Source organism: Streptococcus sp. oral taxon 071 str. 73H25AP (assembly GCF_000146755.1).
Lineage (GTDB): Bacteria > Bacillota > Bacilli > Lactobacillales > Streptococcaceae > Streptococcus > Streptococcus oralis_T.
Genome location: NZ_GL397254.1, coordinates 515,168 through 536,679 on the forward strand (window position 1 = coordinate 515,168; position 21,512 = coordinate 536,679).

The 21,512-nt window shown below is 40.9% G+C and carries 24 protein-coding genes and 1 pseudogene; 23 read left to right on the plus strand and 2 right to left on the minus strand.

What is annotated here, in order from left to right; all coding sequences use genetic code 11:
* On the plus strand, positions 1-3,019 hold a 3,019-nt coding region (locus HMPREF9189_RS04800; RefSeq protein WP_009755282.1), incomplete at its 5' end, for a Cna B-type domain-containing protein.
* Between the two features lie 132 nt (positions 3,020-3,151).
* Here HMPREF9189_RS04800 and HMPREF9189_RS04805 read toward each other — a convergent pair.
* Complete coding sequence (locus tag HMPREF9189_RS04805; protein WP_000525395.1) at positions 3,152-3,511, minus strand: DUF3397 domain-containing protein; 360 nt, start codon at positions 3,509-3,511, stop codon at positions 3,152-3,154.
* A gap of 91 nt (positions 3,512-3,602) precedes the next feature.
* Between HMPREF9189_RS04805 and HMPREF9189_RS04810 the strand changes: the two genes are divergently transcribed.
* The 5 genes from HMPREF9189_RS04810 to HMPREF9189_RS04830 are packed head-to-tail and all read left to right on the plus strand — an operon-like array spanning position 3,603 to position 8,303.
* Complete coding sequence (locus HMPREF9189_RS04810; protein ID WP_000867017.1) at positions 3,603-4,559, plus strand: TIGR01212 family radical SAM protein; 957 nt, start codon at positions 3,603-3,605, stop codon at positions 4,557-4,559.
* Positions 4,543-5,100, plus strand: coding sequence for a class I SAM-dependent methyltransferase (locus tag HMPREF9189_RS04815; RefSeq protein WP_000828427.1), 558 nt, complete (start codon positions 4,543-4,545; stop codon positions 5,098-5,100). Before HMPREF9189_RS04810 ends, HMPREF9189_RS04815 begins: the two co-directional genes overlap by 17 nt.
* The gene (locus HMPREF9189_RS04820; protein WP_000361094.1) at positions 5,093-5,347 is read left to right on the plus strand and encodes a hypothetical protein; all 255 of its coding nucleotides are present in this window, start codon (positions 5,093-5,095) and stop codon (positions 5,345-5,347) included. The genes HMPREF9189_RS04815 and HMPREF9189_RS04820 overlap by 8 nt, the downstream gene beginning before the upstream one ends.
* A gap of 11 nt (positions 5,348-5,358) precedes the next feature.
* Positions 5,359-7,413, plus strand: coding sequence for a sodium:proton antiporter (locus HMPREF9189_RS04825; protein ID WP_000421613.1), 2,055 nt, complete (start codon positions 5,359-5,361; stop codon positions 7,411-7,413).
* 29 nt (positions 7,414-7,442) lie between these two features.
* Complete coding sequence (locus HMPREF9189_RS04830) at positions 7,443-8,303, plus strand: YihY/virulence factor BrkB family protein (protein WP_000759526.1); 861 nt, start codon at positions 7,443-7,445, stop codon at positions 8,301-8,303.
* Positions 8,304-8,372: 69 nt separating this feature from the next.
* On the opposite strand, the gene queA is transcribed toward HMPREF9189_RS04830, so the two are convergent.
* Positions 8,373-9,401: a tRNA preQ1(34) S-adenosylmethionine ribosyltransferase-isomerase QueA gene (queA, locus tag HMPREF9189_RS04835; protein ID WP_001090141.1), complete on the minus strand. Its 1,029-nt coding sequence runs from the start codon at positions 9,399-9,401 to the stop codon at positions 8,373-8,375.
* Between the two features lie 149 nt (positions 9,402-9,550).
* Here queA and HMPREF9189_RS04840 point away from each other — a divergent pair, with 149 nt between their 5' ends.
* From HMPREF9189_RS04840 to HMPREF9189_RS04920, 17 genes and pseudogenes are all read left to right on the plus strand, one after another.
* Positions 9,551-10,258, plus strand: coding sequence for a glucosamine-6-phosphate deaminase (locus HMPREF9189_RS04840; protein ID WP_000864599.1), 708 nt, complete (start codon positions 9,551-9,553; stop codon positions 10,256-10,258).
* Positions 10,259-10,360: 102 nt separating this feature from the next.
* Positions 10,361-10,978: pseudogene (locus tag HMPREF9189_RS04845) on the plus strand (class I SAM-dependent methyltransferase).
* 13 nt (positions 10,979-10,991) lie between these two features.
* Positions 10,992-11,612, plus strand: a complete 621-nt coding sequence (locus HMPREF9189_RS04850; protein ID WP_000811178.1) for a Type 1 glutamine amidotransferase-like domain-containing protein — start codon at positions 10,992-10,994, stop codon at positions 11,610-11,612.
* Between the two features lie 117 nt (positions 11,613-11,729).
* Entirely contained in the window at positions 11,730-12,287 is a 558-nt protein-coding gene (locus HMPREF9189_RS04855) for a hypothetical protein (protein WP_000695595.1), read from the plus strand.
* A 93-nt stretch (positions 12,288-12,380) separates the two neighbouring features.
* The gene (gene rpsU / locus HMPREF9189_RS04860) at positions 12,381-12,557 is read left to right on the plus strand and encodes a 30S ribosomal protein S21 (RefSeq protein WP_000048054.1); all 177 of its coding nucleotides are present in this window, start codon (positions 12,381-12,383) and stop codon (positions 12,555-12,557) included.
* 132 nt (positions 12,558-12,689) lie between these two features.
* A complete protein-coding gene (hprK, locus tag HMPREF9189_RS04865; RefSeq protein WP_000115136.1) occupies positions 12,690-13,625 on the plus strand; it encodes an HPr(Ser) kinase/phosphatase in 936 nt (311 codons plus the stop codon).
* The gene (lgt, locus tag HMPREF9189_RS04870; RefSeq protein ID WP_000609715.1) at positions 13,618-14,406 is read left to right on the plus strand and encodes a prolipoprotein diacylglyceryl transferase; all 789 of its coding nucleotides are present in this window, start codon (positions 13,618-13,620) and stop codon (positions 14,404-14,406) included. The genes hprK and lgt overlap by 8 nt, the downstream gene beginning before the upstream one ends.
* Complete coding sequence (locus tag HMPREF9189_RS04875) at positions 14,407-14,790, plus strand: DUF948 domain-containing protein (RefSeq protein WP_000895032.1); 384 nt, start codon at positions 14,407-14,409, stop codon at positions 14,788-14,790.
* A gap of 15 nt (positions 14,791-14,805) precedes the next feature.
* Positions 14,806-15,204 (plus strand): YtxH domain-containing protein, encoded by a 399-nt coding sequence (locus tag HMPREF9189_RS04880; protein WP_000517398.1) that lies wholly within the window; start codon positions 14,806-14,808, stop codon positions 15,202-15,204.
* Positions 15,205-15,276: 72 nt separating this feature from the next.
* The gene (hemW, locus tag HMPREF9189_RS04885; protein WP_001170094.1) at positions 15,277-16,407 is read left to right on the plus strand and encodes a radical SAM family heme chaperone HemW; all 1,131 of its coding nucleotides are present in this window, start codon (positions 15,277-15,279) and stop codon (positions 16,405-16,407) included.
* Between the two features lie 4 nt (positions 16,408-16,411).
* Positions 16,412-17,149 carry an acyl-[acyl-carrier-protein] thioesterase gene (locus HMPREF9189_RS04890; RefSeq protein WP_001229534.1) on the plus strand — a complete coding sequence of 246 codons (738 nt, stop codon included), beginning with the start codon at positions 16,412-16,414 and terminating at the stop codon, positions 17,147-17,149.
* 10 nt (positions 17,150-17,159) lie between these two features.
* Complete coding sequence (locus HMPREF9189_RS04895; RefSeq protein ID WP_000323538.1) at positions 17,160-17,933, plus strand: TIGR01457 family HAD-type hydrolase; 774 nt, start codon at positions 17,160-17,162, stop codon at positions 17,931-17,933.
* Complete coding sequence (locus HMPREF9189_RS04900) at positions 17,923-18,540, plus strand: TIGR01906 family membrane protein (protein ID WP_000694707.1); 618 nt, start codon at positions 17,923-17,925, stop codon at positions 18,538-18,540. Before HMPREF9189_RS04895 ends, HMPREF9189_RS04900 begins: the two co-directional genes overlap by 11 nt.
* 220 nt (positions 18,541-18,760) lie before the next feature.
* Positions 18,761-19,162: a Spx/MgsR family RNA polymerase-binding regulatory protein gene (locus HMPREF9189_RS04905; RefSeq protein ID WP_009755287.1), complete on the plus strand. Its 402-nt coding sequence runs from the start codon at positions 18,761-18,763 to the stop codon at positions 19,160-19,162.
* A complete protein-coding gene (locus HMPREF9189_RS04910) occupies positions 19,163-19,441 on the plus strand; it encodes a UPF0223 family protein (protein WP_001041968.1) in 279 nt (92 codons plus the stop codon).
* Positions 19,431-20,204 (plus strand): inositol monophosphatase family protein, encoded by a 774-nt coding sequence (locus HMPREF9189_RS04915; protein WP_000448249.1) that lies wholly within the window; start codon positions 19,431-19,433, stop codon positions 20,202-20,204. Before HMPREF9189_RS04910 ends, HMPREF9189_RS04915 begins: the two co-directional genes overlap by 11 nt.
* On the plus strand, positions 20,205-21,509 hold the full coding sequence (locus tag HMPREF9189_RS04920) for an RsmF rRNA methyltransferase first C-terminal domain-containing protein (RefSeq protein ID WP_001160232.1): 1,305 nt from the start codon (positions 20,205-20,207) through the stop codon (positions 21,507-21,509).
* Positions 21,510-21,512: the final 3 nt, after the last annotated feature.

The following is a 21,512-nucleotide window of genomic DNA, read 5'->3' on the forward strand; positions in this document are numbered from 1 at the left end:
TAAAACACAGGTTCCAGTGAAGAAAGTTTGGAATGATGCCGAGAACCAAGATGGTAAACGTCCAGAGTCTATTACTGTTAAACTTCTAGCAGATGGTCAAGACACAGGTAAGACCCTTGAACTCAATGAAGGAAACAAATGGCAAGCTACTTTCACAGATCTTGACGCAGATAAAGGTGGTACTCCAATCGCCTACACTATTGAAGAAGTCGCAGTCGCAGAATATGAATCTAAGGTAACAGGAGATGCCACAACTGGCTTCACCATTACCAATAGCTACACACCAGGTAAGACTCAAGTACCAGTGAAGAAAGTTTGGAATGATGCCGAGAACCAAGACGGCAAACGTCCAGGATCAGTCACAGTTAAACTTCTTGCCGATGGTCAAGACACAGGTAAGACCCTTGAACTCAATAAAGAGAACAACTGGTCAGGAAGCTTCACAGATCTTGATGTGAACAAAGCTGGTAAAGCGATTAAGTACACTATCGAAGAAGTTTCAGTCGCAGAATATGAGTCTAAGGTGACAGGAGATGCCACAACTGGCTACACCATTACTAATAGCTACACACCAGGTAAGACTCAAGTACCAGTGAAGAAAGTTTGGAATGATGCCGAGAACCAAGACGGCAAACGTCCAGGATCAGTCACAGTTAAACTTCTTGCCGATGGTCAAGACACAGGTAAGACCCTTGAACTCAATAAAGACAACAACTGGTCAGGAAGCTTCACAGATCTTGATGTGAACAAAGCTGGTAAAGCGATTAAGTACACTATTGAAGAAGTTTCAGTCGCAGAATATGAGTCTAAAGTAACAGGAGATGCCACCACTGGCTTCACCATTACTAATAGCTACACACCAGGTAAGACTCAAGTACCAGTGAAGAAAGTTTGGAATGATGCCGATAACCAAGACGGCAAGCGTCCAGGATCAGTCACAGTTAAACTCCTTGCCGATGGTCAAGACACAGGTAAGACCCTTGAACTCAATAAAGACAACAACTGGTCAGGAAGCTTCACAGATCTTGATGTGAACAAGGCTGGTAAAGCGATTAAGTACACTATTGAAGAAGTCGCAGTCGCAGAATATGAGTCTAAGGTAACAGGAGATGCCACAACTGGCTTCACCATTACCAATAGCTACACTCCAGCCAAAACTTCAGTTTCTGTGAAGAAAGCATGGGATGATAAGGACAACCAAGATGGTAAACGTCCAGCGTCTGTCACAGTTAAATTGCTTGCAGACGGTCAAGATACAGGTAAGACACTTGAGCTCAATGCCGCAAACGGTTGGGCTGGAAGCTTCACAGACCTTGATGCTGATAAAGGTGGCACACCTATCCAGTACACAGTAGTAGAAGTAACTGTTCCTGGTTACACTTCTAAGGTTACTGGTGATGCTGCATCAGGATTCACTATCACAAATAGTTATTCTCCAGGAACAGTTGACATTAAAGCAACCAAGAACTGGGATGACGCGAACAACCAAGACGGCAAACGTCCAACTAAGATTACAATCAATCTTTTAGCAGACGGTCAGAAAGTCGCATCGAAAGAAGTTCAAGCAGCCGCAGACGGAACTTGGACTGCTACATTCGAAAAATTAGCAAAATATAAAGCTGGTAAAGCAATCACATACACTGTAACAGAAGAAGCCGTAGCAGAATACGAATCAACTATTACAGACTTTACCATCACAAACAAATATGCTCCTAAAGAAATCGACTACAAGGTAACAAAAGTATGGAACGACGCGAACAACCAAGACGGCAAACGTCCTGAGTCTGTAACGGTTCAACTTTTCAAATCTGTAGGTGGATCTAAACCAGTAGCTGTTGAAGGTAAGAAATTGACCTTGACAGCTAAGGATAAGACCGACGCTAACACTTGGGTAGCATCCTTCACAAATCTTCCACAATACGAAGCTGGTAAAGAAATCACTTACTCTATCAAGGAAGTAGATGTACCAGCTGGATACAAAGCCTCTGTGACTGGTCAAGTAGTGACAAACACTCATGACATAGAAACAGTCGTTCTTTCAGGAACTAAGGTTTGGAAAGATAACAACAACCAAGACGGCAAACGTACTAAATCTGTGAAAGTTCAAATTCTTAATGGCGACAAAGTCGTTCAAGAAATTGAAGTATCAGAAGCAACTGGTTGGAAGTTCGAATCAAAACCACTTCCTAAGTATGAAAATGGTAAACTAATCGAGTACAAAGTCAAAGAAGTGGTTGTCAAAGGATATACTTCAACAATCACCACAGAAAAAGAAGGTAAGTACACCATTACCAATGAATATACACCAGAAAAAATTGCTGTAAGTGGACAAAAGACTTGGATTGACAATAACGACCAAGATCGTATCCGTCCAGCATCTATCACAGTGAAGCTACTTGCGAATGGTAAAGAAACTGGCCAAGAAGCTACAGTCACAGCGGAAACAGGCTGGAAGTATGAATTTACTAATCTGGACCGTTACCAAAATGGTAAGCCAATCGAGTACACAGTCAAAGAAGTTGGTGTTCCTACAGGTTACACAGCTACTGAAACTGGTATGAATGTGACCAACACCCATACGCCAGAAAAAGCGTCTGTAAAAGGTAAGAAGATCTGGAAAGGTGATGAAAACCATAAAGACGCTCGTCCAGCATCTATTACAGTTAAACTATTTGCCAATGGTAAAGATACTGGTAAAACTGCAATAGCTTCAGAAGCAAGTGGTTGGACTTATGAGTTTACAGACCTTGATCGTTACAAAGACGGTCAAGAAATCAAGTACTCTGTAGTAGAAGTTCCGGTTAAAGGTTACACATCTAAAGTAGAAGACTTCAATATCACAAATACATACATTCCAGAAAAACCAACACCAGGTGAACCAAATGAACCAGGAAAACCAGGACAAAAACCTCAACTTCCTAACACTGGTGAAAAAGCATCTAATGTAGCAGTAGTTGCAGGACTTGCTTTGATGGCAGTGACCGGTGGATTGTACTTTGTAAGCCGTAAAAATAAATAATCTAGCGTGAGAAAGATAGTTTTCATTTATTTTTCTTAGGTTTAACCTGCGATAAAAAGACCAGAGGACTCCTCTGGTCTTTTTAAGTATAGGAGTAAAAGAAAGACCCAGCATTTAATACTGGGTTGGTAATCATTTTACCATTATCAATTCGACAATCATTGCTATATAGATGATTAAGGTTAGGAGAAAACCGGCTCTCCAGAAGAATTTGATGAATTTAGGGTAATAAAAACTTCGTTTTTTGACAAGGAAAAAGATTACAAGGAGGATTGCTAGGAGAGAAAGTGCGACACCAAGTCGTGGTAGAAAGTTGTGGGTAAAGGCTTTAGCAGTAATCAGATAGTACTCAAATACCAAAAGTGGAAAAGCTACATCCGCGAAATTAAATCCTATTTTCCTGAGTCCGAAAAGCTTGGTGACAATAAAGCAAACCACCAAGGTTAATATCAATAATAAAATAGATGCTATTTTCATTAAAATCATACCCATATTGTATCATAAAAAAACGCTAAAGGAAATGAGAAACAAGGGAATTTGTTTGAAAGTCAGGCTTTTGAGATTGTAGGTGTTTTTTGTTATAATGAAAGTTATGAAATCTTATAATACCTTGAATGATTATTATCGAAAACTTTTTGGAGAAAAGACTTTCAAAGTTCCTATTGATGCGGGATTTGACTGTCCCAATCGGGATGGAACTGTGGCTCATGGTGGTTGTACTTTTTGTACGGTTTCAGGTTCTGGAGATGCTATCGTGGCACCAGATGCTCCTATCCGCGAGCAATTTTATAAGGAAATCGACTTTATGCACCGCAAATGGCCAGATGTTAAAAAGTATCTAGTTTATTTCCAAAACTTTACCAACACCCATGAAAAGGTGGAAGTGATTCGGGAACGTTACGAGCAGGCTATCAACGAGCCAGGTGTAGTAGGAATCAATATCGGAACACGGCCAGACTGTTTACCCGATGAAACCATCGAATATTTGGCTGAGTTATCGGAACGCATGCATGTGACGGTAGAATTGGGCTTGCAGACCACCTTTGAAGCAACATCTGACCTGATTAACCGTGCTCATTCCTATGAATTGTATGTTGAAACAGTAAAACGCTTGAGGAAATTTCCCAAGATTGAGATTGTTTCCCATTTGATCAATGGTTTGCCCGGTGAGACTCATGAGATGATGGTCGAAAATGTCCGCCGCTGCGTAACGGATAACGATATTCAAGGGATTAAACTGCACTTGCTTCACCTCATGACAAATACTCGTATGCAACGAGATTACCACGAAGGACGCTTGCAACTGATGAGTCAGGACGAGTATGTCAAGGATATCTGTGACCAACTGGAAATCATTCCCAAGCATATCGTCATCCATCGAATTACAGGAGATGCACCGAGAGATATGTTGATTGGTCCCATGTGGAGCCTCAATAAATGGGAAGTGCTAAATGCTATTGAAACTGAGATGCGCCGTCGTGGAAGTGTGCAAGGATGCAAGGCTGTAAAACAGGAGTTTGAAAATGAAAAGACCACTTGAGATGGCGCATGATTTTTTGGCGGAAGTTGTGACAAAAGAGGATATTGTAGTGGATGCGACCATGGGCAATGGTCATGATACCCTTTTTCTAGCCAAGTTAGCCAAGCGAGTCTATGCCTTTGATATCCAGGAGCAGGCTTTGGAGAAGACGCAAGAGCGTTTGGATCAGGCTGGAATGACAAATGCCCAGTTAATCTTGCAAGGTCATGAGACACTAGACCAGTTTGTGACAGAAGCTAAGGCAGGGATTTTTAATCTGGGTTATCTGCCTTCTGCTGACAAATCCGTCATCACTCAACCTCAGACTACTATCGAAGCCTTAGAAAAGCTGTGCCATTTGCTTGTCAAAGGGGGACGGATTGCCATTATGATCTACTATGGTCATGAAGGAGGAGACACCGAGAGGGATGCTGTATTGGATTTTGTTAGCCAGTTGAACCAACAAGAGTATACAGCTGCCATTTATCGGACTCTCAACCAAGTTAATAATCCACCGTTTTTAGTTATGATTGAAAAATTAGAAAGGTATAGACATGGATAAGCAATACCTTCGTGAGAAGCTTGAGGCAATGCGCCAAAATTTTGTCGAGTCAACGCATCACGAGCGAGCAGTCGGGGTGCTCGACGAAGCACATATGAGCAAGAAAATGCTTAAAATCAAGAAAAAATTAGTGGCTCTTGAAATGGAACGATGCCAGAAAAAAATTGAGCACAAAGACTGTTCTAAGATTGATCAGAAAATCCAAGAGCAAAAGGAGATTTTTGAATCTTGTTGTAAAAAAGATTAAGGAGGAATTGTGTGGAATTACTCATTTACTTGATTCTATTTTTATTTGTCTTAATCATTTCAACTACGACCAATAAACTTCTCCCATTTTTACCCCTTCCTCTTGTGCAAATCCTTTTGGGGATTGGGATTGGCTTATTTGTTCCCGATGCGGATTTTCATCTCAATACAGAGCTGTTTCTGGCCATGGTTATTGGTCCCTTACTTTTCCGGGAGGCAGAAGAAGCGGATATTACGTCCATTTTGAAGCACTGGCGGATTGTCGTCTTTCTGATTTTTCCTGTGATTTTTATCTCGACCTTAAGCTTAGGGGGCATGGCTCACTTCCTTTGGATGACTCTTCCGTTGGCTGCCTGTTTAGCAGTTGGAGCGGCACTTGGCCCAACAGATTTGGTTGCCTTTGCGTCTCTTTCTGAACGTTTTCGTTTTCCTAAACGGGTTTCCAATATCCTAAAAGGGGAAGGGCTCTTAAATGACGCTTCTGGTTTGGTTGCCTTTCAGATGGCTCTGGCTGCTTGGACAACAGGAACCTTTTCTCTCAGCCAAGCAGGAACTTCCCTAGCACTTTCTATCCTTGGTGGTTTTGTAGTCGGTTTTGTGACGGCTATGGTCAATCGTTTCTTGCATAGCTTTTTACTGAGTGTGCGAGCGACTGATATAGCCAGTGAACTATTGCTAGAGCTAAGTTTGCCACTCATGACTTTTTTTATCGCAGAAGAGTTTCATGTTTCAGGGATTATCGCAGTAGTGGTTGCAGGTATTTTGAAGGCCAGTCGCTTTAAGAAGATTACGCTCCTTGAGGCTCAAGTTGACACCGTGACGGAGACCGTCTGGCATACCGTGACCTTTATGTTAAATGGATCAGTCTTTGTTATCTTGGGAATGGAGTTAGAGTTGATTGCTGAGCCAATTTTGTCTAATTCTCTCTACAATCCCCTTCTTTTACTGCTTTCAGTTGTCGTTCTGACCTTCTTGCTTTTTGCGATCCGCTTTGTCATGATTGCTGGTTTTTACTTTGTGAGGACGCGTCAACTTAAGAAAAAGATTCATAAGTACATGAAAGATATGCTTCTTTTGACCTTCTCTGGTGTCAAAGGGACAGTATCTATCGCGACCATTCTCCTCATACCAAGTCATTTGGAGCAGGAATATCCTCTGTTACTCTTCCTTGTAGCAGGCGTTACACTATTAAGCTTTTTAACGGGTTTACTGGTTCTCCCTCACTTATCTGAGGAACAAGAGGAAAGCAAGGATCATTTGATGCATATTGCGATTCTGAATGATGTAGCTGCAGAATTAGAAAAAGAGCTCGACAATCACAAGAACAAACTCCCTCTTTATGCAGCTATTGATAATTATCATGGTCGGATTGAAAATCTCATCCTTAGTCTGGAAAATAAGAGGGTCCAAGAGGACTGGGAGTCCCTCAAACTTCTTATCTTGAGTATTGAGAGTGATGGTTTAGAGCAGGCCTACGAGGAAAATAGAATCAGTGAGCGTGGCTATCGAGTTTACCAACGTTACCTAAAAAACATGGAGCAGAGTATCAATCGTAATTTCGCTTCTAGAGTGACTTATTACTTCCTAGTTTCCTTACGGATACTGCGCTTTCTACTCCATGAAATGTTTACCTTTGGCAAAACTTTCCGTAGCTGGATGAATGAAGAATCTCGTAAACTACTAGCAGTTGACTATGATCAGATTTCAGAGTTGTATTTGGAAAATACAGAGCTGATTATCGAGAGTTTGGAAAACCTCAAGGGGGTTTACAAGAGTTCTCTGATTAGCTTTATGCAAGAGTCTCGTCTGCGCGAGACGGCCATTATCGGAAGTGGTGCCTTTGTTGAGCGGGTTATCAATCGCATCAAGCCAAACAATATTGATGAAATGCTACGAGGCTACTATCTCGAACGTAAGGCAATCTTTGAATACGAAGAAGCTAAATTGATAACAGCCAAGTATGCCAAAAAATTACGCCAAAATGTGAATAATTTAGAGAATTATTCTCTGAAAGAGGCCGCAAATACCCTGCCTTATGATATGGTAGATTTAATCAGAAAAACTTAGATGATGAAGAAAATGACGGAGGATGGAACATGAAAAAGTGGTGGAAAGAGCTGATGGAACGGCCCTTATTGAAAGCTTTTTTGTATTATTATCAAGCATCTGATAGCGAGTTGACTAGTGTTGCGGTTGCTTACTATTGGTTGATTTCAATCTTTCCTTTGCTAATGATAATGGTCAATATCTTGCCTTATTTTCAGATTCCGGTCTCAAATTTCTTACTGACGATCAAGGAATTCTTGCCTGATACGGTGTATGATGTGGTCGCCAAGATTGTCCGAGAAGTTCTGACTCAACCATCGACTGGTTTGCTGAGTTTTGCCGTTTTATCTGCACTCTGGACCTTTTCAAAATCAATGGATTTCCTCCAAAAAGCTTTTAACAAAGCCTATGGGGTGACCAAAAGTCGAGGGATTATCTCCCATCAGTTGATGAGTTTGCTTGTTAGCCTCGGCTTGCAGATTCTTTTTGCCCTAGCCTTGTTTTTGAGTATGTTTGGTCGTATGTTGCTCAACCTCTTCAAAACTTACTGGCAATCAGACAGCCCACTATTCTCTTACTTGCAAGATTTTACAGGCCCTCTGGTCTATGCCTTGATCTTTGCCATTCTAGTCATGATTTACTATTTCCTTCCAAAAGTAAAAACACCACGAATCCGCTATGTTTTACCAGGAAGTGTCTTTGTCTTGCTAACTCTTATCTTTTTATTGAATATCTTTTCTGTCTATTTTAATAACTATGTCAATCACCTAGTGGATGTCCGATTTTTCAGTTCCATCATCGTGGTAGTCATGATGTTCTGGTTTATTCTTATTGCAAAGATTTTGATTATCGGAGCAGTTATCAATGCCAGTGTTCAAAGCTTGAAAGATCCAACCTTTACAATAAATTAACTAATAAAGTTATCTATTATAAAACGCATAGGATCAAATCTGATCCTATGCGTTTTTTGATTATGAAAATTAATAGATAAACATGGCATCACCGAAACTGAAGAAACGGTAGCGTTCTTGAATAGCGTGCTGGTATGCATCTAAGACTAAGTCACGGCCTGCAAAGGCAGAAACCAACATGACGAGAGTTGATTTTGGCAGATGGAAGTTGGTTGAAAAGGCATCCACAACCTTCCATTCGTAACCAGGTTTGATAAAGATATTGGTCCAGCCAGAATCAGCCTGGATTTGCCCATCAAACTTGGAACCAATAGTCTCTAACGTGCGGATAGAGGTGGTTCCAACAGCGATGATACGGCCTCCATCTTCCTTAACAGAGCGAAGGGTGGCAGCTGCTTCCTCAGAAAGTTGGTAGAATTCGGAGTGCATTTCATGTTCATCCAGATTGTCCACAGAAACAGGTCTAAAAGTTCCTAAACCAACGTGGAGAGTCAAATAAACCAAATGGACACCCTTGGCTTGGATTTCTGCTAGCAGTTCTTTGGTGAAGTGGAGGCCAGCAGTTGGTGCAGCAGCAGAGCCACTTTCTTTAGCGTAGACCGTTTGATAGCGTTCACGGTCATCTAGTTTTTCGTGGATGTAGGGCGGTAGTGGCATTTCACCGAGACTTTCCAAGACTTCTAGAAAAATTCCTTGGTATTCAAAGCGGACAATGCGGCCCCCGTGGGTCAATTCTTCCGTGATGACAGCGCTGAGGCGACCATCACCAAAGTTGACACGAGTTCCGACCTTGAGGCGTTTGGCAGGTTTGGCTAGAACCTCCCACTCATCTCCACTGGTATTTTTGAGTAGGAGAAGCTCCACATGGCCTCCAGTTTCTTCCTTTTGACCATAGAGGCGGGCAGGGAGAACACGGGTGTCATTCATGACAAGAGCATCACCAGGTTCCAACATATCAATAATAGAGTGGAAGTGTTTATCCTGCATTTCTCCCGTTTCACGATTAACGATAAGGAGTTTGGAGGCATCTCGTTTTTCAAGGGGCGTTTGGGCAATCAATTCCTCAGGCAAGTGGAAATCAAAATCAGCTGTATTCATTTTTTCATCATTCTTTCTAAGTTCTAATCTTATCCATTATAACATGTTTCAAGTTTGGGCGCTCTTTTTTTAGAAATTAAATCGTTTTCACTTGACAAAAATTGGTCTATACCATATAATGAATATAGATTAAAATGGAGGATGAAAAGATGAAAGTTATTAAAGTTGAAAATCAAGTTGAAGGTGGAAAAGTTGCTTTTGAGATTTTGAAGGAAAAATTGGCCAATGGTGCTCAAACATTAGGACTTGCGACAGGGAGCAGTCCGCTTGAGTTTTACAAGGAAATCGTTGAGAGTGACCTTGATTTTTCAAATCTAACCAGTGTAAACCTTGATGAGTATGTAGGACTTGACGGAGACAATCCTCAGTCTTACCGCCACTTTATGCAAGAACACTTATTCAACCAAAAACCATTTAAAGAAAGTTTCTTGCCTCGTGGGATTAAGGACAATGCTGAAGCTGAAGTAGAACGCTACAACCAAATTTTGGCTGACCATCCAGTTGATTTGCAAATCTTGGGAATAGGTCGCAATGGACATATCGGATTTAATGAGCCAGGAACTGCCTTTGATAGCCAGACACACCTTGTAGACCTAGACCAGTCTACAATCGAAGCCAATGCTCGCTTCTTTGACAAGATTGAAGACGTTCCAACTCAAGCCATCTCAATGGGGATTAAAAACATCTTGGATGCCAAGTCAATTATTCTCTTTGCTTATGGTGAGTCAAAAGCAGAAGCCATTGCTGGAACAGTATCAGGCCCAGTGACTGAGAATCTCCCAGCAAGTAGCCTACAAAACCACCCTGATGTGACTATTATTGCGGATGCTGAAGCGCTCAGCTTGCTTGAAAAGTAAAATTACAAGAACCACTTGCTCTTTGGAGTGAGTGGCTTCTTACTTCAAATGTTCACTATCCTGCTAAAGTGGTATAATATAGCTATACGGGGAGGCTCGACTTTGAATTATATAATCGGTTTTATTTGTTTTTTACTTTTAATGTTACTATTTAGTCGCTTAATTCAGCAATCAAAGAACCCCTCGGGCTTTCTAGGAAAACGAATGATGAAATTGTGGAATAGAGCCTACCTTCCCATGTTTGTATGGGCAATTCGTTATCTGGATAGAACATCTTACCCTGCAATCTTAGATGTAGGAGTTGGAAATGGCTGTTCAACCATCCTACTGAAAGAAACTTTTCCGCAAAGTACCATAACTGGAATCGATATTTCAGATACCGCAATATCTCAAGCCAAACAGATAGAGATGACTAATCTAAATTTTGAACGAAGAGATGTTAGGGAGACAGGATTTTCTGATGAAAGTGTTGATTTAATCACAGCCTTTTAAACTCATTTTCATTGGCAGGATTTAGAGGCTTCTTTTATGGAACTTCGAAGAATACTCAAATCAGACGGGATGCTCTTACTGGCTTGTGAATATAACAAATTGTCTTACTTTTTACCAGAGGTCCAAAACGAAGAAGCATTTAGACGATTCTTGTTATCAGTAGGGTTTGAGCTCGTAACTAGTCAAAGAAAGGGATCATGGATCCTTTATAAAATTGTTAAACATTAATGGAGGTACAATCATGAAACAATTATTTTTATGTTCATACTTTGCTGGAGTCAAAAAGCTTTTTAGCGATTATGCAAAGGAAAAGAATCTAGAAAATAAGGTTTTATTTATTCCTACCGCTGGGAACAAAGAGGACTATACTGCCTATATCGATGAGGCTCAGCGAACATTCAGGGATTTAGGATTTGAGATAGAGGTTCTAGATATTGCTTCTTGTGATCGAGAAACTGCTCAGGCAAAGATTTTCCAAAGCAAGATTCTTTATATCTCAGGCGGGAATACCTTTTATTTATTACAAGAATTAAAGAAAAAACAACTCCTATCTCTTATCAAAGAGCAAATAAGAGATGGGTTGGTCTATGTGGGAGAATCAGCAGGGGCTATCATTACAGCCAAGGATATTGACTACAATAAACTCATGGACGACAAGACGGTAGCGACAGAGTTATATGATACAACAGGATTGGATGAAGTGGATTTTTATATCCTTCCACATTATGGTGAGGAACCTTTTACTGATAGTAGTCAGAAGACCTTTGAAACCTATAAAAAGCAGCTTGAATTGCTACCGCTTCATAACCGCCAAGCAATTATCGTTAACGATGAGCAACTAGATATCTTGACAATAGAATAACAGCGTGGTTGGGAGAACATTAATATTTTACCAATAAAACGATTAGCGGTTGATAATTCACTTAGTGGGAATCTGCCATGGATAGATTAATTTTATGAATTCAAGAAGGGAAAAGTTATGAAAATAAAAACGCTAGATAAAATAGGTGGGGTTATTTTCTTGTTTCTAACGATTGCTATCATTGTCGTTTTTTTATCAGATACGAGCTTTTTTGAGTGGGCATTTACTAGACACCAGAATACTCTGAGTTGGTATATTCGCCCTCTCTTTATTATTCCAATTGTAATGGGAGCTTATAAAAAATCCTACAGCCTGATTTTCTTTTCTATATTTTGCCTATTTACTAGTATGTTCTGGTTCCCAAAGCCGGAAATAGTTGATGTAAAAGTAATTGAGTTTTTGAATTTTGAGAAGACTTATTTTACGAGCGGATGGAGTATTGAAAAAGTTATCATTTTGGCAACAATTCTAGCATTTTTTACGGCGATTATATCCTTAACATGGAGTAGACGTTGGTATGGATTATTAGCAACGGTAGTAATTGGAGCGTTTCTGAAGGTTGCCCATAGTCTTTTATTTAGTGGAGGAAGTGGCATATCGATTGTAAAACCAGCTGTTTTAGGATTGATTCTCTGCATCTTAGTGATTTATTTCATCTTCAAAAGAAGAAAGTAAAAATAATAAAAGTTTATGGTCGCTTTTCTCTTGACAATTATTCACTTTGTGTGTAAAATGGAATAGATCTTGAACTTGAAGGGAGTGAAAAAAATGTCTAAAACAGTAGTACGTAAGAATGAATCTCTTGACGATGCACTTCGTCGTTTCAAACGTGCGGTTACTAAAGCTGGTACTCTTCAAGAAACACGCAAACGTGAATTCTATGAAAAACCTTCTGTAAAACGTAAACGTAAATCAGAAGCAGCTCGTAAACGTAAAAAATTCTAATTTGAAATAAAAGGCTAGACTTGTCTAGCCTTTTTTTCTTTCCAAATAAATACTGTAAATCCTGCAAAAAAAGGAAACTTCCTACCACAATTTGATATAATAGTAGGGAGAACTCGATTGAAGGAGGAAATTATGTCGGTTTTAGTAAAAGAAGTCATTGAAAAGCTCAGATTAGACATTGTTTACGGTGAAGGCGATTTACTTGAAAAAGAAATCAATACTGCGGACATTTCTCGACCAGGTCTTGAAATGACAGGCTATTTTGATTACTATACTCCGGAGCGGCTTCAACTGTTGGGAATGAAGGAATGGTCTTATTTGGTCTCCATGTCTTCTCACAACCGTTATAAGGTGTTGACCAAGATGTTTCAACCAGAAACACCAGTGGTTATTGTTGCGCGTGGTTTAGTAGTTCCAGAAGAAATGTTGAAAGCTGCCAGGGAATGTAAGATTGCGATTTTAACCAGTCGAACAGCTACTAGTCGCCTATCAGGAGAATTATCTAGCTATTTGGATTCTCGTTTGGCAGAACGGACCAGTGTTCATGGTGTCTTGATGGACATTTATGGCATGGGTGTCTTGATCCAAGGAGATAGTGGTATCGGTAAGAGTGAAACTGGTCTGGAACTTGTGAAACGTGGACACCGTTTGGTGGCAGATGATCGTGTAGATATTTTTGCAAAAGACGAAATGACCCTTTGGGGAGAGCCAGCTGAAATTTTGAGGCATTTACTTGAGATTCGTGGAGTGGGGATTATTGATGTGATGAGTCTCTACGGAGCAAGTGCAGTTAAGGATTCTTCACAAGTTCAACTAGCAGTTTATTTGGAAAATTATGATACGCATAAGACCTTCGATCGCTTAGGAAATAATGCTGAAGAAATCGAGATTTCTGGCGTAGCCATTCCGCGTATCCGCATCCCTGTAAAAACAGGACGCAATATTTCTGTTGTTATTGAAGCGGCTGCCATGAACTACCGTGCTAAGGAAATGGGCTTTGATGCGACACGTTTATTTGAAGAACGCTTGACAAATCTGATCGCTCAAAATGAGGTGAAAAATGATTAATCCAGTCGCATTTGAAATCGGTCCTTTTTCTATTCGTTGGTATGCTCTGTGTATTGTGGCTGGTTTGATTTTGGCAGTCTACCTTGCCATGAAGGAAGCTCCTAAAAAGAAAATTCTGTCAGATGATATTTTGGATTTTATCCTGATTGCTTTTCCAGTCGCGATTTTAGGTGCTAGACTATACTACGTACTCTTTCGCTTAGATTATTACCTGCAAAATCCAGGTGAAATCATTGCCATCTGGAATGGAGGTTTGGCCATTTATGGAGGTTTGATAGCAGGGGCTATTGTTCTTTATATCTTTGCAGATAGAAAGCTGATCAATACTTGGGATTTCTTAGATATTGCAGCACCGAGCGTCATGATTGCCCAGAGTTTAGGACGCTGGGGGAACTTCTTTAACCAAGAAGCCTACGGTGCAGCGGTAGATAGTCTGGATTATTTGCCAGGCTTTATCCGCGACCAGATGTACATCGATGGTAGCTACCGTCAGCCGACCTTCTTATATGAGTCGGTTTGGAATCTGATTGGTTTTGCTTTAATCTTGATTTTTAGACGAAAATTAAAGGGAATCAGACGCGGTCATATCACTGCTTTCTACTTGATTTGGTATGGCTTCGGCCGTATGATCATCGAAGGGATGCGGACGGATAGTCTCATGTTCTTTGGTCTGCGAGTTTCCCAATGGTTATCAGTTGTCCTTATCGGACTCGGTATTTTTATCATACTTTATCAAAATCGAAAGAAAGCCCCTTTCTATCATACAGAGGAGGAAAAATAAATGTTAGAAGTTGCATATATACTTGTTGCGATTGCTTTGATTGTCTGTTTAGTCTATTTGACAATCACGATTCAAAAAGCAGGTCGTATGATTGATGAGACTGAGAAAACCATCAAAACGTTGAGCTCAGATGTGAACGTTACCTTGCATCAGACCAATGAATTGTTGGCTAAGGTCAATGTGTTAGCAGACGATATCAATGTCAAAGTTGCGACGATTGATCCACTCTTTACGGCGGTGGCGGACTTGTCTGAGTCAGTTTCTGACCTCAACCAACATGCACGTGTCTTAGGCAAAAAAGCTTCATCTGCTGGATCAAAAACACTTAAGACGGGTGCTGGATTATCTGCACTCCGTGTCGCAAGTAAATTTTTCAAAAAATAAAAAAGGAGAAATCTTATGGGAAAACTATCCTCTATCCTTTTAGGAACAGTTTCAGGTGCAGCTCTTGCTTTGTTTCTGACGAGTGACAAGGGCAAGCAAGTTTGTAGTCAAGCTCAGAATTTTCTAGATGATTTGAGAGAAGATCCAGAATATGCTAGAGAGCAGGTTTGTGAGAAACTAACCGAAGTGAAGGAACAGGCAACGGATTTTGTGCTGAAAACAAAGGAACAAGTAGAATCTGGTGAAATCACTTTCGACAGTGTCCTTGACCAAGCTAAAAACTGTGCTCGACAAGCGACAGAAGCGTCAAAAGAAACCTTTAACAATCTCAAGGAGCAGTTGCAAGAACAGTCAGCAACCCCAGACGTCGCTGAAGACCAAGAAGAAATCATCATCGATATTACTGAAGTATAAGGTATCACCATCTCTGATTTTTGGAGATGGTGATTTTTATCTGCAGCCTGTCTTTGTGGTATAATAAATACTATGCAGAAAAAACCAACGTCAGCCTATGTGCATATTCCCTTTTGCACACAGATTTGTTATTATTGTGACTTTTCAAAAGTATTTATCAAGAATCAACCAGTAGATAGTTATCTGGAGCATCTGCTAGAGGAGTTTCGTTCTTATGATATCCAAAAATTGCGAACCCTCTATATTGGAGGTGGGACACCAACGGCTTTGTCAGCTTCACAGCTAGAAGTGCTCTTGGATGGCTTGACTAAAAACTTGGACTTGTCAGTTTTGGAAGAGTTGACCATTGAAGCTAACCCAGGAGACTTGGATGCGGATAAGATTGCCGTTTTGAAACAGTCACCAGTCAATCGTGTTTCCTTGGGTGTGCAGACTTTTGATGACAAAATGCTGAAAAAAATTGGGCGCAGTCATTTGGAGAAGGATATTTATGAAAATATCGACCGCCTCAAACTGGCTGGTTTTGACAATATCTCCATCGACTTGATTTATGCTCTACCTGGTCAAACTATGGCTCAGGTCAAGGACAATGTAGCTAAGGCTATCTCGCTTGATATTCCTCATATGAGTCTTTATAGCTTGATTTTGGAGAATCATACGGTCTTTATGAACCGCATGAGACGAGGGAAACTGCCCCTACCCAAGGAAGAGTTAGAAGCAGAGATGTTTGAGTACATCATCGCAGAGCTTGAGCGAGCTGGTTTTGAGCATTATGAGATTTCCAATTTCTCTAAACCCGGATTTGAAAGTCGCCACAATCTCATGTACTGGGACAATGCTGAGTACTATGGTATCGGTGCGGGCGCTTCAGGTTATGTGGACGGAGTTCGTTATAAAAACCACGGTCCTATTCGACATTATCTCAGTGCGGTAGAGGCAGGAGATGCTCGGATAACCGAAGAACACCTGAGCCAAAAGGAGCAGATGGAAGAAGAAATGTTTTTGGGACTCCGCAAGAAATCTGGGGTTTCCATGGCTAGATTTGAGGAAAAATTCGGACGTTCCTTTGAAGGACTTTATGGCGAAATCATCAGAGACTTGGTTCAACAAGGCCTTATGCAGATTGATGGTGATCGTGTCCGAATGACAAAGAGAGGTCTCTTTCTGGGAGACACCGTAGCAGAACGATTTATTTTGGAGTAGAACAATGGCCTTAACTTATCAGATGAAAATGAAAATTCCTTTTGATATGGCGGACATGAACGGTCATATCAAACTTCCAGATGTGATTTTGCTGTCCCTGCAAGTATCAGGTATGCAGTCGATTGAGCTGGGAGTCAGTGACAAGGACGTCTTGGAACGCTACAATCTGGTCTGGATTATCACGGATTATGAGATTGACGTGGTACGTTTGCCTCGCTTTGCTGAAGAGATTACGATTGAAACGGAAGCCTTAACTTACAATCGTCTCTTTTGCTATCGTCGCTTTACTCTCTACGATGAAGCAGGTCAAGAAATCATTCGCATGGTAGCAACCTTTGTTCTCATGGACAGAGATAGTCGTAAAGTCCATGCTGTCGAACCGGAGATTGTTGCGCCTTATCAGTCTGAGTTTGATAAAAAACTCATCCGTGGGCCAAAGTATGCAAATCTAGAAAACTCGATCAGTAAAGACTACCATGTTCGTTTTTACGACTTGGATATGAATGGTCATGTTAACAACAGTAAATACCTGGATTGGATTTTTGAGGTCATGGGAGCAGACTTTTTGACCAAGTATATTCCAAAGAAAATCAATCTCAAATATGTCAAAGAAGTGCGACCAGGTGGCATGATTGCTTCAGCTTATGAACTCAAGGGGCTAGAAAGCAAGCATGAGATTATCAGTGATGGCGAGATCAATGCCCAAGCTATGATTACGTGGCAAGAAATTGAAGGCAATTAGAAAGGGCGATATGGCTTATAAAGGTTATTTAATTGATTTAGACGGAACCATTTACAAGGGGAAAGACCGAATTCCGGCAGGAGAGGCTTTTGTCCATGAGTTGCAAAAGCGAGAAATTCCTTATCTCTTTGTAACCAACAATACAACTCGTACTCCTGAGAGCGTTCAAGAGATGTTGGCTCAGAATTTTAATATCAACACGCCTCTATCGACAGTTTACACAGCGACTTTGGCAACCATCGACTATATGAATGACTTGGGACTAGAAAAGACAGTCTATGTCATCGGCGAAGCTGGGCTCAAGGATGCCATTCAGGCGGCTGGTTATGTCGAAGATAAGCAAAATCCTGCCTATGTGGTAGTTGGACTTGACTGGCAAGTCGATTATGAAAAATTTGCCACGGCGACTCTAGCTATCCAAAAGGGTGCTCACTTTATAGGAACCAACCCTGACCTCAATATCCCGACGGAACGTGGTCTTTTGCCTGGTGCTGGTTCACTTGTAACACTTCTTGAAGTAGCAACTCGGGTCAAACCAGTTTATATCGGAAAACCGAATGCTATCATTATGGACAAGGCCGTGGAACACCTAGGTTTGAAACGAGAAGAATTGCTCATGGTGGGGGATAACTACCTGACAGACATCCGAGCAGGAATTGACAATGGCATTCCAACGCTCTTGGTGACGACAGGTTTCACCAAGGCAGAAGAAGTGGCTGACTTGCCAATCGCACCAACTCATGTGGTGTCTAGCCTTGCGGAGTGGAATTTTGATGAAAATTAAACTGACTTTTTGGGGAAGTATGCTCTTTCTCCTCTTCCTTTCTATTCTCTTAACCATTTATCTGGCATGGGTTTTCTATCCCATGGAGATTAAGTGGCTGAATTTAGCGGGTCGAGTCTATCTAAAGCCAGAAACGATTCAGTACAACTTTCATATCTTGATGAATTACCTGACCAATCCTTTTAATCAGGTCTTGCAGATGCCTGATTTCCGCTCATCAGCGGCAGGTCTACACCACTTTGCGGTGGTGAAGAATCTCTTTCACTTGGTTCAGCTAGTGGCTGTGGTAACACTACCAAGTTTCTATTTCTTTGTTAAAAAGATTGTAAAAAAAGGTTTTCTACCTCTATATCGTAAAAGTATCCTGACTTTAGTGCTATTGCCTCTAGTCATTGGGCTTGTGGGAGTGTTGATTGGTTTTGAGCAATTCTTTACTCTGTTCCATCAGATTCTCTTTGTGGGAGACGATACCTGGCTTTTTGATCCAGCAAAGGATCCCGTTATTCTGATTTTGCCAGAGACTTTCTTCCTACATTCCTTTGTACTTTTCTTTGTTTTGTATGAAGGAATATTCAGTTTCCTTCTTGTCAAAGCTTTAAGGAAATAGTTGTTAACGTTCTGTATTTTTAATAAAAATTGAGGAAATCTAATCGCTTCCATTTTTATTATTAGGTTATCCTAAAGATAAACTTGCAAAGCAGGAGATTTTTGCAGAAAACAGTCTATTTTCTATGAAAAAATAGGCTTTTTTTCTAAAAATACCTAGTCAAGCGCTTTATTTTTTTGTATAATAGAAATAGCAAGTATAGATAAAAGAAGAGAAAAGCATGATTACACTATTTTTATCACCGAGTTGTACATCATGTCGTAAGGCAAAGGCTTGGTTAGAGACGCATAAAGTGCCCTTTCAAGAGCATAATATTATGACTAATCCTTTAACAAGAAAAGAATTACAACATATTCTTTTCTTGACCGAAAATGGTACTGATGACATCATTTCAACTCGTTCAAAAATTTTTCAAAAATTGGATATTGATGTAGAGAGTATCTCGGTATCGGAGTTGCTTCAGTTGATAGAGCAATATCCTAGTCTTTTGCGTCGCCCAATTATTACAGATACCAAACGTATGCAAATCGGTTTTAATGAAGATGAGATTCGTGCTTTTCTCCCTCGTAGTTACCGTAAACAAGAACTAAAAGAAGCAACATTGAGAGCTGGTATTGGATAGATGAACAAACAGTATAGTTACCCACTAGATTTGTCGTGGAGCACTGAAGAACTTGCTTCAGTGCTTTCTTTTTTTAATGATGTTGAAGCTGCCTATGAAGATAAGGTAGAAGCAAAAAAACTGCTAGAGTCTTACAAGGAATTCAAGTCTGTGGTTCCAAGCAAAAGCGAAGAAAAGCGCCTAGGTCGCGAATTTGAGACGGCTAGCGGCTATTCCTTCTATCATGCAGTTCAATTAGCAAAAGAAAAAAGAGAAGGGAAGATTTCTCTTGGAAACTAAATTTGAATTTGCCAAACAGATTGTGCAGGAAGCTACTGACTATATTTTGGCTCACATGAAAGAGGATTTGCAGGTTGAGCGCAAGTCTTCACCTACTGACTTGGTGACACGTTTGGACAAGGAGGTTCAGCAACTCTTGGTTGATCGGATCAAGTCCTCCTATTCTGAGGACTTGATTTGCGCGGAAGAGGGTTGTTTACGTGCTGCAGTCGGTCAAGGTTGTGTTTGGGTGATTGATCCCATTGACGGTACCAATAATTTTGTTGCCCAGCAGGAAGATTTTGCCGTGATGTTGGCTTATTTTGAGAATGGTGTGGGCAAATTTGGCATCATCTATGATGTCATGAAAGGTGATTGTTACCATGGTGGTGGTGCCTTTCCTCCTTGTCGTAATAATGATCCCTTACCGCCTTTTAAAAAGAAACCTCTTCAAGAATTTTTAGTTGCCGGTAACTCAGGTATGTTTGAAACCAATGAGTGGGGCTTGGCGGATTTGGGCCGAGCAGCGTTGGGAGTCCGTGTCTACGGCAGTGCGGCCATTAGTTTTGCTAAGGTTTTATCGGGTCGTCTTCTGACTTATATTACCTACTTGCAGCCATGGGATTACGCTGCGGCCAGTATCCTAGGGGAAAGTCTGGGCTATCGACTTCTTACAGTATCAGGTGAGCCCGCTGATTTTAAAACGCGTCAGCCTGTCATGATGGTGCCAATCGAGATGCAAGAAGAGATTCAGTCCTACATTTATGAAAGGAAAGAAAATTAAATGCAATTTCCAGAAGGATTTGTTGAAAAATATGAAGCGATACTAGAAGATGAGGCAAGAGATTTTCTTGCCTCTTTTAAACAGGAAGCGGTATCGGCTTTTCGGGTCAATCCCTTAAAAGAAAGTCAGCTATCGTTTGCGGATGCTATTCCACATACACCTTGGGGGCATTATGGTAAGGTCTCTGGAAAGTCTCCAGAGCACGTGACAGGTCTCGTTTATTCACAAGAGCCTGCAGCCCAAATGGTGGCCCAGGTAGCTCAACCAAGTCCTGGCATGAAGGTCTTGGACTTGGCGGCAGCACCAGGTGGAAAATCCACTCAACTAGCAGCTTATCTGGCTAATCAAGGAGTCCTTGTTTCCAACGAAATTTCAAGCAAGCGTGCTAAGATTTTAGTGGAAAATATGGAGCGATTTGGAGCGACAAATGTTGTCGTGACTAATGAATCTGCTGACCGCTTGGCCAAGGTTTTTAAAGGTTACTTTGATGTGATTGTCCTTGATGCCCCTTGCTCGGGTGAAGGGATGTTTCGTAAGCAGCCAGATGCCATGGATTATTGGAGTACCGATTATCCGAGTCAATGCGCTAGTTTGCAAAGAGAAATTCTGGCAGATGCAGTGACCATGCTTGCTGAAGGTGGTCGTTTGGTCTATTCGACCTGTACTTGGGCACCTGAGGAAAATGAAGAAATCGTCCACTGGTTGCTGGATACTTATGAATTTGAATTGCTTCCAGTTGAGCATCTGAACGGTATGGTAGAAGGAATGGGCCTTCCTGAAACGGCGCGGATGTATCCTCATCATTTCAAGGGAGAAGGTCAGTTTGTTGCCCACTTGCAGTTTAAGGGACAAAATCCAGCACCTAAATTCAAGGCTAGCAAGAGCAATCTCAGTCGCGAACAGCAGAACTTGTGGAAAGAATTTGTCCAAAAACATCTCAAAACGCCACTAACTGGTGTTCTACAAACTTTTGGAGACCAACTTTATCTCTTGCCAGAGATGTTACCTGATCTAGGGAAACTCAAAATTGCCCGAAATGGACTTCATCTGGGTACTTTTAAGAAGAAACGCTTCGAACCAAGCTTTGCTCTGGGATTAGCCTTAAAACCAAGTCAAGTTTTGCAAACAGTCGAAATCAAGGATGAGGACTTTGTCAAATATGTGGCTGGCGAGACTGTTCAATTGTCTGAAGCTCGATCAAATGGCTGGTATCAAGTTGTGGTTCAAGGAAACGGATTAGGCTTTGCCAAGGTAACGGGAAATGTTTTGAAAAATTATTATCCAAAAGGGCTCAGATTCAAGTGAAAA